This window comes from Streptomyces sp. CA-278952 (genome assembly GCF_028747205.1).
Classification (GTDB): Bacteria; Actinomycetota; Actinomycetes; order Streptomycetales; family Streptomycetaceae; genus Streptomyces.
This window is the reverse complement of the sequence record NZ_CP112880.1, coordinates 3,906,786-3,923,424: the sequence shown is the minus strand read 5'-3', so window position 1 is coordinate 3,923,424 and position 16,639 is coordinate 3,906,786. Positions and strand designations below refer to the sequence as shown.

The following is a 16,639-nucleotide window of genomic DNA, read 5'->3' as shown; positions in this document are numbered from 1 at the left end:
TAACGATCGAACGCGCAGTGAGTGCGCCGGGGCACACCCCGTAAGGGCGAGGTCGGGGCCCTGATGGATCCTTATCCGTACTAAATGCGGCCCAGTTGCGACAGAACCTGCCTGGGCCGGTTGGTGATGATCGCCTCGACGCCGAGTTCGGCGCACATGTCGACATCGGCCGGTTCGTTCACGGTCCACACGTGCACCCGGTGCCCCGCACGGTGCAGCCGTTCGATGTACCCGGGGTGGCTGCGTACGATCCGCATGCCCGGCCCCGCGATCCGGGCCCCGGCGGGCAGCCGCCCGTCGCGCATCCGGGGCGAGACGAACTGCATCAGGTAGACCGTCGGCAGCGTGGGCGCGGCGGCCTGGACACGGTGGAGGGAGCGGGCGGAGAAGCTCATGACGCGGATGGGCGAGGGCCCGTCCGCGGGTGGATCGGCCAGCCCGAAGCGCTTCAGTAGATGCAGCAGCCGCTCCTCGACCTGTCCGGCCCAACGGGTGGGGTGCTTCGTCTCGATGGCCAGCTGCAACGGCCGCCCGGTGGCCCGGACCTCGGTGAAGAGCTCCAGGAGCCGTTCCAGGGTGAGTACGGAGGTGAGCTCGCCCGGTGCCGGATCCCAGTCGGGCGACTCCTCGCGGTCCTTCCAGGAGCCGAAGTCGAGGGCGGTGAGGTCGGCGAGCTCCAGCGCCGACACGGCACCGCGCCCGTTGGACGTACGGTTCACCCGCCGGTCGTGGACGCAGACGAGGTGTCCGTCGGCGGTGAGCCGGACATCGCATTCCAAGGCGTCGGCACCGTCCTCGATCGCCTTGCGGTAGGCGGCGAGGGTGTGCTCGGGGGCGTCGTCGGAGGCCCCGCGGTGGGCGACGACCTGGATGGAGGTGTGCGCGTTGCGCTGCCGTGCGTGGGTCACCCGCGCCATGGTGTCACCGCCGCGGGGAAGGCTGAGCACATGTCACCCTGGAGGTCTGTTTTGTCGGATGTAAAGATTGGTGTGCGGATGCACAGGTCCTGCTTACAGTGGCCCGACGTGTCGTGGGAAAAGCTGACCGCAGACACGTGCACAGCGGATTTCTTGCCGAACGCCGACTGGATGCCGAGTGGAACCGAGGAGTAAAGAGCTGTGAGCACCGAGAACGAGGGCAACGAGGGCAACGCGGTACCGGCCGTGCCGTCCGCACCTCCCGGGCCGGCCGTCACTCCCGAACCGGCGACCGACGGAGTCACGCCGCCGTCGGCCCCCGACCCGGCCCAGGACGTCGCGCACAAGGCGGCGCACGACCCCGCGCACGACACCGCGCGCCTTCCCGTGCACGGCACCGGAGCAGGGGAGGCGGCTCCCTATGCCCCCGGCGCGGAGTCCCCGGCACCGGGAGCACCGGCGCACGCCGAGGCACCGCGCCACGACCCCACGCACCAGGGCGCCCCGGCCTCCCCGGGCGCTCCGGTCACGCCCGCGTACGCCCAGGGGGCCCACCCGACGCCGTCCCAGCCGCCGCAGCCCCCGCAGCACTCCCCGTACGGAGCGACGCCCGGATACGGAGCGGAGCCCGGGCTTCCCACGGGCGCCGCGTCCTGGCCGCCGCCTCCGCCCGCCGTCCCGTCGTACGCCGACGGGGGTGCAGGTCACGCGTCCGGCGGTATCGGCAACGGCAGCGGTCACGGCCCGGTCTGGGGCGCTCCGGTCCCGCCCGGCTCCGAGTCCCCGGGTGGAAAGAGCGGCAGGGGCCGCGGGAGCGGTCTGGTGGCGGCCGTGGCCGTCGCGGCCCTCGTCGCGGGCGGCATCGGCGGAGCCCTCGGCTTCTGGGCGGCCGACCAGAACGACGGCAACGGCGGTGGCTCGACCACCATCTCGGCGTCGGACACCCCGAGGGACCTGAAGCGCCCGGCGGGCACGGTGGCCGGGGTCGCGGCGAAGGCGCTCCCCAGCGTGGTCACCATCGACGCGCAGGGTGGCGAGGGCGAGGGCGGCACGGGCACGGGCTTCGTGTACGACAAGGAAGGCCACATCCTGACCAACAACCACGTGGTGGCGTCCGCCGCGGAGTCGGGCGAACTGTCGGCGACCTTCTCCGACGGCAAGAAGTACGCCGCGGAGGTGGTCGGCCGGGCCCAGGGTTACGACGTGGCCGTACTGAAGCTCAAGAACCCGCCCGCGGGCCTCGCCCCACTGCCGCTGGGCAACTCGGAGGGCGTCGCGGTCGGCGACTCGACGATCGCGATCGGCGCGCCCTTCGGCCTCTCCAACACGGTCACCACGGGCATCATCAGCGCGAAGAACCGCCCGGTGGCCTCCGGGGACGGCTCCAGCAACAAGAACTCCTACATGAGCGCCCTGCAGACCGACGCGTCGATCAACCCGGGCAACTCCGGCGGCCCGCTGCTGGACGCGACGGGCGCGGTCATCGGCATCAACTCCGCGATCCAGTCGACCGGCGGCGGCCTCGGCCAGTCCCAGGCCGGTTCCATCGGTCTCGGCTTCGCGATCCCGATCAACCAGGCCAAGAACGTCGCCGAGCAGCTGATCAAGACCGGCAAGCCGGTCTACCCGGTGATCGGCGCGACGGTCACGATGGAGGAGAAGACGGGCGGCGCGGCCATCTCCGCCGAGGGAGCGGGCGGCACCCCCGCGGTCACCCCGAACGGCCCGGCGGCCAAGGCGGGCCTCAAGGCGGGCGACGTGATCACGAAGTTCAACGACACCGTGATCGACAGCGGCCCGACCCTGATCGGCGAGATCTGGACCCGCAAGCCGGGCGAGAAGGTGACCCTGACGTACGAACGCGACGGCAAGACGGCCACGGCCGAAGTCACCCTGGGCCAGCGCGAGGGCGACAGCTGACCGGCTAGGCTGTCCCACGCGTCGAACCGGCCCCACGCGGGCCTGACGGCCCATCGGCTTGCTCAGCGACCGGACCGCCGACGCGAGGTGGGTTGCCCGAGCGGCCTAAGGGAACGGTCTTGAAAACCGTCGTCGCAGCGATGTGACCGTGGGTTCAAATCCCACACCCACCGCAGGCGAGAGGCCCCTGACCAGTACGTATGGTCGGGGGCCTTTGCCATGCCCGTTCCCTGCCGGGCACCGCTGTTCCCCCTGGTTTCCCGCTCTGTCGGGCACGGAAGGGGCACGCAGGGGGCACGGCTGGGCCACGGCTTTGGAGCTGCCTGGGCAGCTCGTCAGCGGTTGATCGGGATCTCGTAGACGATCTCACAGTGCGCTGCGGGCACCACGATGTCCGCTGTCTCCACGGGTCGGCCGTCGTCGCTGTAGTACGTCCGCCGGATGTGCGTTACGAGCGCGGCTTTCTGGATGCCGAGTAGCGATGCTTCCTCGGCGGTCGCGTGCCTCGGTTCGGGCTGCTCCACCGCGTGGCTGATGGTGACTCCGATCTCGGCCATGCGGTTCACGACCCCGGCCCCCGCGTGGGGCCCTCCCTCGGGAAGAACGACGAGGGTTCCGCCAGTGACGGCGTACGGCTCCCAACTCGTCGACAACTGGACCGGCTTCCCGTCCGCAAGGAACTCGTACGTCGTCCGCACGCACGGCTCGCCCTCGATGATCCCGAGCCGCGTCGCGATCTCCGCCGGGGCCGGCACCTTCGCGTCGGTCCGGCTCTCCCAGTCGCTCTGTCGGCGAAGGGCCTTCATGTCCTGGCGGAAGGGGGATCCACTGGGCTGCTCACGTGCCGACGACCGGACGACTCTCACGCGCTCCCGGGGCTCGGCGACGTAGGTCCCCGATCCGGCCCGGCCTTCCAGCACGCCTTGGGAGATCAGCAACTCCTGCGCCCTGCGCACCACGTTCTCACCCACGCCGCACTCCTGGCCGATCTGGGCGCGGGATGGGAGGCGGTCGCCCGGTTCCCAGACGTGCTCCGCGATGCGCTGCCGGAGTTCGTCGGCGATGCGGAGGTACGGCGGTTGCTCAGACATATGGAAAATCTAGTCCACTAGCTCTAATCTAGTTAACTAGCTTCACTGAAAGTGATCGCTGGCAACGGAGGGTGCGCTGTGTCCGCTTCGGAAGTGACCGCGGCGGCTATCGCCGCCCGCTTGTCTGCCGCTGGCCTCCGCCCGCGCGTGGAAGAGCACACCCAGTTCACGACGGTCGAGGCAGAAGTACCGGACACGCTCTCCGCCGACTCATGGCGGGAGGTCCTGGACGCGGTGGCCGATGCCGATCGATTCGGGCTCGTGGCCACCAGCTTGAACGGCCGCACCTTATGGGCGGTCGTACGTAAAACGGTCCCCACGACAGGCGACGTCGGGGGACCGGGCTATCAGCGATAGGAGCTGAACAGCATGCTCAACCGTATCCGCCGAGCCATCTCGCGCACCAGAGCGCGGTGCTTCCCCAACGGTCGGCACCGCCGCCCCTTAACTCCCTCCCGGCCGCTGGTCCCTCTCACCTGCCCCGCGCCCGCTGACCCTTCGACCGTCGCCCTGGGGCGGGCTCCGGCCGGCACGGTCCACCGATACCCGCTGAGGGGAGAGGACGTCGCGCTTGTCCGCCCGTACCTGCTGGCGTGGGAAGAGCAGCGTGCACGGACGCGCACAGTGCTCGTCGCCCCGCATCTGCCAATCGACGCATGGTCGGTTCTCGCGGGGGCCCACTGATGCCTTCTCGCCGACAACCGCACCCAACGGGCATGACTTCCGTCCCCTACCGCTCGATCGCCTGCTGGATCGGGACGCATCACTCATGCATCGAGCCTTCCGCGCCTGCGACGACGGACAACGTACCGGTGATCTACGAGGAGTGCATCTGCCCTTGCCACTCGACCCCGGACCCGTTCGTGCCCGTGCAGGTGGTTGCATGAGGGTCCCAGCCCCCGGCGGCGCACTGGTCTCCTCCGTCGAGGTCACTGCGGCCACCGTGCAGCGCGGCGACATCATCGAACTTGGCGGTCAGGCCTGCCGAGTGAGCGACCTCTTCCAGCTCCCTCAAGGGGCCAAGCAACTGGTCTTCGAGTCGGGCGAACTGCTGGCCATACACGCCCGTACCCGGCTCATCGCCCTGCGACTGCTGAGAAGGCGGTGACCAACTCCGTGCACCGACGCCATCACGACATCGCCAACGACCTACGCCACCAGATCACGACGGGCAGCATCAAGCCTGGCGAACGCCTCCCGTCCGAAGCCGGCCTGGCCGCCCGGTACAGGGTCAGCACGGTGACCTTGCGACGTGCTCTCGCCGTGCTCCAGGGCGAAGGACTCGTCGAGAAGATCCACGGCAAGGGCAACTACGTCCGTCACCCGCGCCGCAAGATCATGTACGTCGGCGGCTGGGGCACGCTGGACCCCTGGACCGCGGCTGAGCCAACGTTGCGCATCACGGTTCGCAGCGCCACGGTTCCGGCCTCCCTGCAGCTGACGGCGTTGCTGAAGGTGCCAACGGGCAGCCCCCTCGCGGAGTACACCTGCCTCAGCCTCGAACACGGGTCACCGCACGGGCTGGCCCGCATCTACATCCCGCGCGACCTGGCCCCGGCCGGAGTCCTCGACGACGACCCCGTGTGCCGGGCGGCAGCCACGAGATTCGCCGTCCTCGGCCCATCGCCGGCCACCATCCGAGAGACGGTCTGCGCCCGATCTCCCACCCCAGACGAAGCGTCGGCACTCCGGCTCGGAAGCAGCATGGCCGTTCTCTCGATCACGCGCATCGCCACCGACGCCACCGGTCGCGTCGTTGAAGCCGCGCTGCTGGCCTTCCCGGGAGACCGAGTCGACGCCGTCTTCACCGCCCACCACGTGCTCAACGAGAGGCCAACCCAAGGATGACGACACCGAACGAACTTCGGCTCCTCCCGTGGTCGGGCCCGGGGGGCAAACCCTGCTACCTGAGCACGGACGACCCCGGTGGCTACATGTCGCGCTTGGCGGACAACGTCGAAGCGGTCCAACTAGGCACGGCGGCACAACTGCTGGAGATGGCATCGGAAAGCCTTGCCGACGAGGACGCTGAGCCGTTTGAACTTCGCCGACTGGGCCACGCCCTAGCCGGCGCCCTGAGGGACGTGCTCCGTGTTGCAGTCAGCCGGGGTCATCTCCCGGCGGCGGGCAAGGCTCACCGAATCTGATTAGACGCAGGCGAGACGGCCTTCTTCCGCGCGGGGAGGGGAACCCGAGCACAGAACCGGGGCGCCCCTCCCCGCAGTGCTGTGCCCGCACGGATTTGCGGCGCGAACTGGTGCAGTAGGCGTAGCTCTTGTACTGGCGCCGTCGATCAGAGGAAGCCTTGTCAGCCGGTCAGTAAGTCACCACGCATGCGATGAGCTTGGGAATCATTGGTCAGCTTGCGGTCCCAAGTCCCCTGAGCAGCAGGAACGGCAATCTAGCCTCGAAGTTTCGTGACGGTCCGCCGACGGAGTCGGTGGGCCGTTTTCGTGCCGTGGGCGGAGAGTGGACAGGTTGAGGGCCCGAGTGTCGCCTCGGGGTGGCGCCGGGTTCCACTGCTCCGGTGTCGGGCTGCTGTCGTAGGGACGGGAAAGTTGCTGGTCAGCCGGGGTTCGGCAGGAGTGCGAGCCGTTCGAGGGCGTCGGTGATCACGTGGGTCCAGGGCCAGTGCCGGGCGAGGCGGAGGATTCGCCGGCGGCTGGTGGTGACGAGCTGTCCGGCCGCGGTGAACAGACGTAGCCGCAGTCGGCGGGGTTCCCAGAGCCGAGCCTTGCCGGTCAGCGCGAGCATCGGCATCCAGACCAGCAGGTCGAGGGCGATCTGCACGATCTCCAGCCAGATCCGGTTCTGCGCGGTGCGGTGCAGAGGCAGGTTGCGCAGGCCGGTGGCCCGGGCGGCCCGGATGCGGTCCTCGGCGCGGGCCCGCAGGCGGTGACGGAGCTCGAGTTCGGCGATCGGGAGGCTGGTGGTGTTGGTGGCGAAGCACGTCAGCCGCATGCCGTCCGCGTCCGCAATCCTCAACTGGGCTCCGGGGTGAGGTCGTCCCTTCCTGACGATCAGCCGCATCCCCTTCGGCCAGCCGTGAAGGACGTCACCGGTGAGCTCGGCGACCCAGGCCCCGTCACGGACTTGGCCGCCGGTCTCGACGGCCGGCGTCCAGGCCGATGCCGGAACCTTCAGCACATGCTGGTGGACCTGCTCGGTGACCGTCATGCCGACCGAGTAGGACAGCCACCGGCCCCGCTGGGCGAGCCAGGCGACGAAGGCGTGGGTGCCACCCGCGGAGTCGGTGCGAATCAGGGTCCGCCGCCCACGCCGGTACTCCTTCGGCAGTTGCGCCAGGGCCAGCCGGGCGGCGGTGATGTGGTCGGCCGCCGTGTTCGAGCCCGCGTTGCCCGGCCTGAGCAGGGCCGCGACCGGCTCACCCGTGCCGCCCGGCCCGTGGTCGACGAATCCCATCAACGGGTGGTGCCCGTAGGTCCGCTTCCAGGTCGGCGCGGCGTCCTCCTTCTCGGAGTGCGCGAGAACCAGCACCCCGTCGAGGCCCACGGTCACCGACCCGCCGCCATCGGGCGCCCCGGCGCCCGCCAACTTCCAGACACGGGAGCGGGCTTCGGCCCGCGCGGCACGGATCGCCCCCAGGGCCTTCTCCCCGGAGGCGGCGAGGGTATCGATGAGACGGGAGACCGTCGGGTCGGAGGCGACCGGCCCGAACACCGCCGGCTCTGCCCGCAGCATCCCGACATCCGCCAGGCAGCCCCCGCCCACCGCGACCGCCAAGGCCACATCCAACAGGACCTTGCCCGGATCGTGGACGGCCCGCGGCTTCCGCCACGGCGCCAGCGCCGCCGATATCGCGGTATCCAAACCGGCCTTGCGAACGGTCTCAACGAGCAGCACGCCCCCGGCCTGCGAGACCACCGCCCGGCCTCCGCCCTCGATGCGGACACGCGGGTAGGACCCGATACCCTTCTTCACCTGGAGAGTGCTTCTTTCCTGCGGCTGACTGGACCTTAGACAAGTCCCATCGTTGCAGGTCAGAAGCACTCTCCGCTTATTTGATCAAGCCTCGGACAGCATGCTCATGAAAGCGCGAGGCTAGGGCGTGCTCGTGGTACTTGGTCTCTGCCCGGTAATGACCGATGAGCAGCGCACATCGGTGCTCTGGTGGGACTTCCAGTAACCGCTCCGAAGTGCATGGTTGCATGGTGTGATGGGAGCCTAGGCGCAGGGTGGACCGCCTTGGTAGGGACGTTGGAGGATTAATGGTTTCGGTCGATTTGCCCCAGCTTGTTAGCAGGATCGCCTCGCGGGACAGTGGTCGTAGCGAAGCGGACTTGACGTCCGACATCCGATCCCTCTTGCTCTACGGCGGACTCAACCTAAACACTGCAGATGTCGAAGACGTGAGCGTTCGCCTGGAGTCGGCTGCCAGCATGCGCAGGCGTATCGACATCGAGATCGGTACGACCGTCATCGAGGTGAAAAAGGACCTACGGCCGGATAGCGTTCGAGAGGATGCCATTACTCAGTTGGCCGGGTATGTGACCGACAGGTCGGCAGCGACTGGACAGCCTTACGTCGGAATCATCACCGATGGGGTCGAGTGGCGCGCTTTGCACCTCAGCGATGGGAACCTTCGGCAAGTAGGAAGCACCTTCATCGTTGACGCGCGTCGACCGGATGGAGCAACAAGCAACCTGTGCTCTTGGCTAGAGTCCGTTCTCTCGACTCAGGCCTCTGTTCGTCCCTCGCCTCATGAAATTGAATGCCGCCTCGGAGTGAATTCCCCGTCATATGACTTGGACGAAGCTGCCCTGTGGGATATTTGGGAAAGTTCGCAAAGTAATTCAGAAGTGCAAGTGAAGCGACAACTCTGGGCAAGGCTAGTCGCCACGGCACTCGGAACCCAGTTCCCAGACACGGATGAGTTGTTCGTTCAGCACACTTATCTGGTCATCTCTTCCGGTCTCATCGCTCACGAACTGCTGGGAATTGACGTAACTGAAACAAGTCGTACCGTCGAGTCTCTGCTCAGAGGATCAGAATTTTCCGATTCTCAGGTGTACAACGTCGTCGAAGCTGGCTTCTTCGACTGGGTGCTTGATAGCCCGAGAGGAAACGGATTTGTTCGCCGCCTTGCTCGTCGCATTCACCGCTTCGCGTGGTCGGATGTCGAGCATGATATCTTGAAGGTTTTGTATGAGTCGGTAATTAACGAGGAGCAGCGGAAACAGCTTGGTGAATTCTACACTCCTGACTGGCTTGCGGCTGCTGTAGTCGACACCTCTCTGGATGAGCCGCTTTCTATGCGCATCCATGACCCTTCATGCGGATCTGGTACCTTCCTCTTTCATGCTGTGCGAAAATACCTTGCCAGTGCGGAGGAGGGTGGAGCGTCCCCCGGTGTCGCTGCCGTGGAGGTAACCAGGCACATTTCCGGAATTGACATTCATCCGGTAGCTGTCGTCCTAGCGCGCGTGACATACCTTCTCGCTATTGGAGCGGATAGGCTCTCTTCGCAGGAACGTAGTTCGATCACCATCCCTGTTTACCTCGGGGACTCGCTCCAATGGAATGAGTCCTCTGATTTGCTTGCAGTCGACGATGTTGTTGTGCCAACCAAGGTGGGATCGAGCTCATACGAGCAAGAGCTTCGTTTTCCTCGGAGGCTGTTGGCCGACGCTGGTAGGTTCGACGAGCTTGTTGCTGAGCTTGCTATTAGGGCGACTTCGCGCACGCCTGACACTGCGGCACCTCGTCCGAACATCGACCCCGTCCTTGATCGGTTCAAGGTCCCAGCATCTGACAGGCCGACTCTGGTCGAGACTTTCGGACATATGTGTCACCTGCATGATGTCGGAAGGGATGGAATATGGGGTTTCTATGTACGAAATCTCGTCCGCCCCGCTTGGCTCAGTCAGGAGAGTCAGCAGGTAGATCTGCTGATGGGAAACCCCCCATGGTTGGGCTATAGGTTCATGACCCCAGCGATGCAAGAGGCCTTTAAGGCTCGTACGGTGGGATACGGTATTTGGGCTGGCGGCCATAACGCCACTCAAATGGATTTGTCAGCGATGTTCGTTATTCGCGCCTGTGAGCTATATCTCCGTAATGGAGGAAAGTTCGCGTTCGTAATGCCGAGATCTGTGTTGTCAAGAGAGCAATACGCAGGTTTTCGCAAGGGGACTTGGCCGCTTGAAGCCGGCGACTACCTGCGAGCCCGTTTTAGTGAACCGTGGGACTTGTTTCGGGTTCGGCCACATTTCTTCCCTTACCCGGGAAGTGTAATCTTTGGGGCTGCTGGGCGTGTGGATTACTTTGCGGCCCGCGAAGAAGCTCATATGCCGCACACAATGGAATCTTGGGTCGGTCGTATTGCTGAGGTGAGGCGAGCTACCTGGGATGCGGTAAAGAGTGTGATTGCAAGGACTCCGCTCCCTAGGGCTGAAGTCGGAGACTACCGGGCGCATCCCTATTTCGCCGAGTTCTCGAACGGGGCAACACTGTATCCGCGAGTGCTGATTTCGGTAAACGAGACCTCTGGTGGACTAATGGGGGCGGGTGCTGGACGTGTCCGAATTGAGAGCGCGCGAAGCAACAATGAGAAGAAGCCGTGGAAATTCGTTCCCAATTTGCGCGGCACGATCGAGCGTAAGTTTCTGCATCGGTATTACACTGGAAATACCCTGCTGCCGTACAGGCTTATCGAACCTGGAAATGCTGTCATTCCCTGGGATGAAGAATCCCGTGAGCTCCTCGATGGCGGTCATGAAAGAATCGATTTGTATCCTGCTCTAGCGCAGTGGTGGCGAGAAGCGCAACGCCTGTGGGATAAGCATAAGGAAACTAAGAGCAAAAACCTATCCCTGCGGGGAAGGTTGGATTTTCAGCACAATTTGAGCGCCCAGTATCCGATTGCGGAACATCGAGTAGTCTACAATAAGTCCGGGCTGCATTTGTTCGCTTCGTATCTTGGTGATCGCGATGCGGTAGTAGATAATGGCCTTTACTGGGCAGCGGTAGGGTCCGAAGAAGAGGCGCATTTTCTGTGTGGAATTCTCAACAGTGACATTGTTGAGGATCTCGTGACTCCTCTAATGTCGAGCAGTAAGGATGAGCGTGACTTCGCCAAGACGGTATTCGCCGTTCCGTGGGCCAAGTATGCCCCAGGCGACTCTCTGCACGCCCGCATCCTGGCGGTCGCCCGCCGTGCTTCTCAAGTGGCATCCGAAGTAGATGTTTCAGACCTCTACTTTGTCCGTGCTCGTCAGATTGTCACTAACCATCTTGAGCAAGAGGGGATTGCCGCAGAAATGAACGATCTGGTAGTGGAGCTGCTCGAACGCGAGACACCTGGAGAGGCCTAGCGTCGCCGACGCAGTTCCAGGGACTGCTGCTTTCAACGGTCTGCGGGAACGGCGAAGCGTTAGGTCGGTGGAGCGGCTTTGGGCGGGAGCTGCTTTGGGGTGAGTGATCATGGCCCCTTAAGCTTCAGGCGAGTCGGGCAGTCTGTGGACCTGCCCGTTAAAGCACGACGTTGGGGCCATGATCTTCGAGGCTCGCCCCAAAGTGGCTGCCTAAAGCCGTGGAGCCGACCGCCCCAGCCACAGAGGGTGTCCCCCACTTCATGCCCGCAGCCGCCGAGCGCGCCGCCGGGCGCGGCCAGCCGGGGCGGAGACAGGAGGCAGGCCGCGCCGCAGAGGCGGCGCGCGCCCGCGCCGTGCGCGGGCCTTGATGAAGTAGAGAAAGTCTTATCCCGCTGTGATGAGCTGCTTGCCGTCGTGGCTCCGCACGTGAGGGCCGTTGCCGTCCAGGGCGTCCAAGAGGCGGACCGCGTAGACCTCGGCCATGCGCTCGCTGACCTCGTCGGGTGTGAGCCAGGAGACGGCTGTCGACTCGCTTGATGTGCGCTCGGTGCCGCCGGAGGGCTTGCAGCGGAAGACCAGGGCGACGATGCCTCGCGTCGTGTTCTTGTAGACCCCGGTGAGATGGTCCACCTTGACGTGGATGCCTGTCTCTTCCCAGACCTCGCGGGCAACGCCGGCTTCCGGTGTCTCGTTTAGTTCGAGGATGCCGCCGGGGAGCTCCCAGGTGCCGTTGTCGGCTCGGCGGATCGCCAGGAGGCGGCCGTCCTCGCGCACCACTACTCCGGCGACGGACACGGAGTGCAGGGGAGTGGGTGCCGCTTCCTGTGATTGACTCATGTAGAGGAGCATAGGAGGCAGGGAAGGACTATGGGAACTGCGGCGGGAGGGGCCGGTTCCGGTCCTCGGTATGTACAGATCGCTGATGACCTCGTGCAGCAGATCCGGGCAGGGGTTCTCAAGGCCGGTGACATGGTGCCGAGCGAATCCGAGCTGGTGGACCGCTACGGCGTCTCCGGCGGGACGATCCGTAAGGCCATGGTCGAGGTACGGGCGAGTGGGCTCGTCGAGACCAGGCACGGCAAGGGCTCGATCGTGAAGAACCGGCCCCCCGTACGGCACCGCTCCTCCGACCGCTTCCGGCGCTCGCTCCGGCAAGGTGGCCAGGCCGCCTACCTCGCGGAGTCCGCACAGTCCGGCGCCACCGCGAAAGTCAGCGTCCTCTATATCGGTCCCATGGACGCGCCCGAGGACGCCGCCGAGCGGCTGGGTGTTCCCGCCGGTACCCAGGTGTTGGCCCGCCGGCGCCTCTACTTCCGCAACGGCACCCCGGTGGAAACCGCCTCGTCGTACCTGCCCTGGGACGTGGTGAAGGAGATCCCGGAGCTGTTCGCCGAGAACCCGGGGGGCGGTGGCATCTACGCCCGACTTGAAGACCACGGACATGAGTTCGCGGAGTTCGTCGAGACGCTGCAAGCGCGCCCGGCCTCGAAGTCGGAGGCGTCGGAACTGGCGCTCAGCCCTGGTGCGCCCGTGGTTCACCTGATCCGGGAGGCTCGTACGGCTGCGGGTCGGGTGGTCGAGGTGTGCGACACGCTCATGGCCGCTGACCAGTTCGTTTTCGAGTATCGGATCCCTGCCGACGACTGACGTCCGCTCAACTTCCCTCAACCCGTCGCGAGTTCTTCTTCGCGGCGGGCTGACTCATGTACAGGAGTCATGCACTCTTCTTCATGTCACTCATATACATGAGTGACGAAGTCCAGCATCTATAGAGGAGTGATCAGCTGTGCGTCAGATTCCCGTCGACACCTCCAGCGCTGTCGTGATGGTCGCCAAGACTCCGCAGGTCAAGGTCCGTGACCGCCGCACCGGTGAGATCGCCACCGACATGGAGACCGGTGCTCAGCTCATGACCGTGGACGTGATGTTCGCGGCGAACGAGGAGGTGGAGATCCTGTCCGTCACCGTTCCGGAGCCCGGGATCACCGGTGAGCTGGCCATGGGTACGCCGGTCGCGCTCACCGGCCTGGTCGCCCGTCCGTGGGAGAACGACTTCAACGGTCAGCGGCGGCACGGCATCGCGTTCCGCGCGGTCGCGGTCACCTCGCTCGCCGACGTCGCCGCCGCAGGGTCGAAGGCAGCCTGATCATGACCGCCTTCACGGTCGCTCTGGTGCTGGTCGTCGCCGCTGCGGGTCTCCTGCGGTGGCGGCGGCCCGCCTGGTACTGGCTGGCCTTCGGGGTCACCCTGGCCGCGCTGCGGGTCCTGGTCCGGTACCGCTCGGTCATGGACGCGTGCGGGTTGACCGTTCCGCCGGCGCGGTGGCGGTTATCTCTGGCTCGGGCCACCAACCGGCCGATACCTGAGCCCCGCCCACCGCGTATCCGGCGACTCCGGCCGACTCGCACCGGCCTGGTCCTCCGACTCAAGCTTCGCCCCGGCCAAGACGTCTTCGACATCGCTGCGGCCTCGGACCGGCTTCGGCACTCGTTCTCGATGTTCGGCGTGACCTCGCGTGAGGTGCGGTCCGGTGTCGTCGAGGTGCGGATGACCGGATACGACGTGCTCAAGCGGGTGCAGATGCCTGCTGAGACGGAGACCCGGGCGATGCGGGTACCGGTCGCCCTTCGGGAGGACGGGTCGGTGCACTATCGCGACTACCGCGCGATACCTCACGCCCTCACCCTCGGCGCCAAGGAGTCCGGCAAGTCCGTCTACCAACGCAACCTGGTCGCCAGCCTTGCTCCTCTGGACGTTGCCCTCGTCGGTATCGACTGCAAGCAAGGGGTCGAGCTTTTCCCGCTGGCGCGCCGGTTCTCAGCGCTGGCCGACAGCCCGGACACCGCCGCCGAACTCCTCGATGCACTCGTGGCGCGGATGGCGGACGTCTACCGCCTCATACGTACCCAACAGCGCATCACCGTCGATGTGCCGGACGCGGAGATCGCCGCCGACATCTGGGACCTGCCTGAGGAGCTCCGCCCGACCCCGGTCGTCGTCCTGGTCGACGAGGTGGCCGAACTCGCCCTCTACGCAACGAAGGAGGAGGAGAGGCGGCGGGACCGCATCATCACCGCCCTGGTCCGTCTCGCGCAGCTCGGCCGCGCCGCCGGTATCTACCTCGAAATCTGCGGACAGCGCTTCGGTTCCGAACTCGGCAAGGGCATCACCATGCTCCGCGCCCAACTCACCGGCCGCATCGCCCACCGTCTCAACGACGAGACCTCCGCCAACATGGCCTTCGGCGACATCGCCCCCGACGCGGTCCTCGCCGCCATCCAGATTCCCGCCGAACTGCGAGGCCTCGCCATCGCGGGAGACGCGTCCGGCGGTTGGCACCGCATCCGCGCTCCGCACACCTCGCTCCGCCAGGCCGTGAACCTCTGCAACCGGTACGCCGACAGGACCCCGGACCTGCCCGAGCTGGCCCCTTTCCGGCCCACCACCGGCACCGCCACCGAGCTTGTGCCATCGGCTAAGGCCTCTCCGGCCACCGCCTGATCTCTCCCCCCACCCGGTAGGCGTGACCGTCTTCGCGCCGAGTCCCTACCACTGCCATGCCCAGAGAAGGGAGAACCGCCATGTGCCCCGACTGCGAGGACTTCGCCCGGACCGTGCTTCTGCTCGGCCAACTCGCCCTGTACGCCGATATGGCCGGCGCCGACCTCGACTTCGTGGACGCCGTCAGCCCGTCCCTCGCCGTGTCGCTGCCGGAGCCGCCGCCGGGCACGTTCCCGGACGACTCCGACCCCGCTGAGGACTCCTGATGGGCGCCCGGCACGTTCTCCGGATCGACGCGGTGTTGATCCAGGCGGTCATCGCCGGGGCTCTGTCCTTCGCGCACCTGCACGACCTCGCCGCCGCGGCCGGACAGGACGGCTGGAAGGCATGGGCCTACCCGGTCAGCGTCGACCTGCTCCTTGTCGCCGCCTGGCGTCGGCTGCCCAGCGAGGGTCCGTCCCGGTTGGCCTGGTGCTGGTTCCTGATCGCCCTGTTCGCGTCGCTCGGCGCCAACGTCGCCACCGCCGGGTTCCTCGACCTGGCCGACCCGCCGGCCCCGCTCCGGCTCGGCATCGCCGGATGGCCCGCACTCGCCTTCCTCGGTGGCACTCTCCTCGCCCACTCGTCGGGGAGGCCGGATCCAGCTCCGTCAGCCGCCGTCACGGAGACGAAGGACATCGAGCCGGCGCGTGTGCCTGACGCCGCCCCGACCCCATCCCCGGCCGATGAACCCCCTGCGACAACGGCCCTGTCCTCGCCACCGTCCCCGTCCCCGGATGCGCCCGTTCCCGCCGTGCTGATCGACCACGCCCGCAAGGTCGCCGACGAGTACCGCACGCGCACCGGATCACCGATCGACACCGACACCCTCCGCTCCCGCCTCGGCGTACCGCCCCACCTCGCAGACGCCATCGCCGCCCGCCTCAGCTGACTGCAAAGGAGAACTGAGATGACCCACGATCCCGCCGACCTGACCGTGGCCGACTACCTCGACGGAGCGCGTGAGATGGCCGCAGCCGGACGCCTCTTCCTCGCCCACCTGCTCGCCGAGGAAGCCGCACGACGCGTCGACGACCCGGCCACCGCCCGCAGCATCCGCGCCCAGTACACCGACCCGACGACCGACAGGGGCTGACCGGCATGCCCGCCCACGACAGCTTCCACTCCGTGATGCGTATCGGCCCCGTGCAGATCGGCACCCACCGCGACCGCACCGGCCGTACCGCCCACGCCGCCGTCTGCTCTGCCGACCGCTGCGGCTGGTCCGCCGACTACTCCAGCCGGACCGCCGCCCAACTCGCCGCCCGTACCCACCGCTGCACCGCCCGTTAGGAGACAGCGTCCATGGACGTCCCCCTCTGGATCGCCCTGCTGGTCGTCGGCTACCTCGGCATCAAGCTCTTCCGTCCGCCGGTGTGGCTGATCTGCGTGCTCCTCCTCGGCGGCTACCTCCTCGCCGACAGCCTCTTCGCCTCCGTCATCGACACCGCCGTCAAGTAACCCGCGCCCGGGAGAGGAGAACCACCCATGTTCCAGACCAAGATCCCGACCATGCCGCAGCCCTCGGGCCTGGTCACCCCACCCGCCGTCGTCCAGCCGACCACCATCACGCCGGGCACGCCTGCCCCGGCACCCGCCGCTGCCCCTGAGCCGTCCCGTCCGGTCGTACAGCTCACCCCCGGCACTGCGGTCGCGCTCGTCGGTGCCGGTACTGCCGTCGTCCTGGTCGTCGGCACCGTCCTGGTCTCGCTGCTCCTGGCGGTCGCCGTCACCAGTGCCTCGGTCGCGGTCTGCGCGGTCGTCCTGCGATCCCTGATCGCGTCCGACGCCAAACGCCGCTGACCGGCCCCCGGGCGGCCTCGATACCGCCAAGCAT

The 16,639-nt window shown here is 66.7% G+C and carries 19 protein-coding genes and 1 tRNA gene; 16 read left to right on the top strand and 4 right to left on the bottom strand.

What is annotated here, in order from left to right:
- Positions 1 to 80: 80 nt before the first annotated feature.
- Positions 81 to 917, bottom strand: coding sequence for a glycerophosphodiester phosphodiesterase (locus N7925_RS17575; protein WP_265603915.1), 837 nt, complete (start codon positions 915 to 917; stop codon positions 81 to 83).
- A 201-nt stretch (positions 918 to 1,118) separates the two neighbouring features.
- Here N7925_RS17575 and N7925_RS17570 point away from each other — a divergent pair, with 201 nt between their 5' ends.
- Together N7925_RS17570 and N7925_RS17565 are read left to right on the top strand one after the other, a co-directional pair.
- Positions 1,119 to 2,837, top strand: a complete 1,719-nt coding sequence (locus tag N7925_RS17570) for a S1C family serine protease (RefSeq protein WP_265600517.1) — start codon at positions 1,119 to 1,121, stop codon at positions 2,835 to 2,837.
- 86 nt (positions 2,838 to 2,923) lie between these two features.
- A tRNA-Ser gene (locus tag N7925_RS17565) sits at positions 2,924 to 3,010 on the top strand.
- A 162-nt stretch (positions 3,011 to 3,172) separates the two neighbouring features.
- Here the strand turns inward: N7925_RS17565 and N7925_RS17560 are convergent.
- Complete coding sequence (locus N7925_RS17560) at positions 3,173 to 3,928, bottom strand: GntR family transcriptional regulator (protein WP_274344413.1); 756 nt, start codon at positions 3,926 to 3,928, stop codon at positions 3,173 to 3,175.
- A gap of 78 nt (positions 3,929 to 4,006) precedes the next feature.
- On the opposite strand from N7925_RS17560, the gene N7925_RS17555 reads away from it, so the two are divergent.
- The 4 genes from N7925_RS17555 (at position 4,007) to N7925_RS17540 (ending at position 6,075) form a co-directional block, all read left to right on the top strand.
- Complete coding sequence (locus tag N7925_RS17555; RefSeq protein WP_024491522.1) at positions 4,007 to 4,285, top strand: hypothetical protein; 279 nt, start codon at positions 4,007 to 4,009, stop codon at positions 4,283 to 4,285.
- Between the two features lie 526 nt (positions 4,286 to 4,811).
- On the top strand, positions 4,812 to 5,036 hold the full coding sequence (locus tag N7925_RS17550; RefSeq protein ID WP_031124591.1) for a hypothetical protein: 225 nt from the start codon (positions 4,812 to 4,814) through the stop codon (positions 5,034 to 5,036).
- A complete protein-coding gene (locus N7925_RS17545; protein ID WP_274344412.1) occupies positions 5,033 to 5,776 on the top strand; it encodes a GntR family transcriptional regulator in 744 nt (247 codons plus the stop codon). Before N7925_RS17550 ends, N7925_RS17545 begins: the two co-directional genes overlap by 4 nt.
- Positions 5,773 to 6,075, top strand: a complete 303-nt coding sequence (locus N7925_RS17540) for a hypothetical protein (RefSeq protein ID WP_274344411.1) — start codon at positions 5,773 to 5,775, stop codon at positions 6,073 to 6,075. Before N7925_RS17545 ends, N7925_RS17540 begins: the two co-directional genes overlap by 4 nt.
- A gap of 418 nt (positions 6,076 to 6,493) precedes the next feature.
- Here N7925_RS17540 and N7925_RS17535 read toward each other — a convergent pair whose 3' ends face one another.
- Positions 6,494 to 7,870, bottom strand: a complete 1,377-nt coding sequence (locus N7925_RS17535; RefSeq protein WP_274344410.1) for an IS1380 family transposase — start codon at positions 7,868 to 7,870, stop codon at positions 6,494 to 6,496.
- A gap of 458 nt (positions 7,871 to 8,328) precedes the next feature.
- Here N7925_RS17535 and N7925_RS17530 point away from each other — a divergent pair, with 458 nt between their 5' ends.
- On the top strand, positions 8,329 to 11,262 hold the full coding sequence (locus N7925_RS17530) for an N-6 DNA methylase (RefSeq protein WP_274344409.1): 2,934 nt from the start codon (positions 8,329 to 8,331) through the stop codon (positions 11,260 to 11,262).
- Between the two features lie 384 nt (positions 11,263 to 11,646).
- Here N7925_RS17530 and N7925_RS17525 read toward each other — a convergent pair whose 3' ends face one another.
- On the bottom strand, positions 11,647 to 12,111 hold the full coding sequence (locus N7925_RS17525) for an NUDIX hydrolase (protein ID WP_274344408.1): 465 nt from the start codon (positions 12,109 to 12,111) through the stop codon (positions 11,647 to 11,649).
- Positions 12,112 to 12,129: 18 nt separating this feature from the next.
- Here N7925_RS17525 and N7925_RS17520 point away from each other — a divergent pair, with 18 nt between their 5' ends.
- From N7925_RS17520 to N7925_RS17480, 9 genes are all read left to right on the top strand, one after another.
- Positions 12,130 to 12,909 (top strand): GntR family transcriptional regulator, encoded by a 780-nt coding sequence (locus N7925_RS17520; RefSeq protein ID WP_274344407.1) that lies wholly within the window; start codon positions 12,130 to 12,132, stop codon positions 12,907 to 12,909.
- A 139-nt stretch (positions 12,910 to 13,048) separates the two neighbouring features.
- Positions 13,049 to 13,408, top strand: coding sequence for an SCO3933 family regulatory protein (locus N7925_RS17515; RefSeq protein ID WP_274344406.1), 360 nt, complete (start codon positions 13,049 to 13,051; stop codon positions 13,406 to 13,408).
- A gap of 2 nt (positions 13,409 to 13,410) precedes the next feature.
- Positions 13,411 to 14,763, top strand: a complete 1,353-nt coding sequence (locus N7925_RS17510; RefSeq protein ID WP_274344405.1) for an FtsK/SpoIIIE domain-containing protein — start codon at positions 13,411 to 13,413, stop codon at positions 14,761 to 14,763.
- 80 nt (positions 14,764 to 14,843) lie between these two features.
- Positions 14,844 to 15,029, top strand: a complete 186-nt coding sequence (locus N7925_RS17505; protein ID WP_098898778.1) for a hypothetical protein — start codon at positions 14,844 to 14,846, stop codon at positions 15,027 to 15,029.
- Entirely contained in the window at positions 15,029 to 15,694 is a 666-nt protein-coding gene (locus tag N7925_RS17500) for a DUF2637 domain-containing protein (RefSeq protein WP_274344404.1), read from the top strand. Before N7925_RS17505 ends, N7925_RS17500 begins: the two co-directional genes overlap by 1 nt.
- 18 nt (positions 15,695 to 15,712) lie before the next feature.
- Positions 15,713 to 15,898 carry a hypothetical protein gene (locus N7925_RS17495; protein WP_056702243.1) on the top strand — a complete coding sequence of 62 codons (186 nt, stop codon included), beginning with the start codon at positions 15,713 to 15,715 and terminating at the stop codon, positions 15,896 to 15,898.
- A gap of 5 nt (positions 15,899 to 15,903) precedes the next feature.
- Entirely contained in the window at positions 15,904 to 16,095 is a 192-nt protein-coding gene (locus N7925_RS17490) for a mobile element transfer protein (RefSeq protein WP_274344403.1), read from the top strand.
- Positions 16,096 to 16,107: 12 nt separating this feature from the next.
- Positions 16,108 to 16,263 carry a hypothetical protein gene (locus tag N7925_RS17485; RefSeq protein WP_010060553.1) on the top strand — a complete coding sequence of 52 codons (156 nt, stop codon included), beginning with the start codon at positions 16,108 to 16,110 and terminating at the stop codon, positions 16,261 to 16,263.
- 27 nt (positions 16,264 to 16,290) lie between these two features.
- Positions 16,291 to 16,605, top strand: a complete 315-nt coding sequence (locus N7925_RS17480) for a SpdD-like protein (RefSeq protein WP_274344402.1) — start codon at positions 16,291 to 16,293, stop codon at positions 16,603 to 16,605.
- Positions 16,606 to 16,639: the final 34 nt, after the last annotated feature.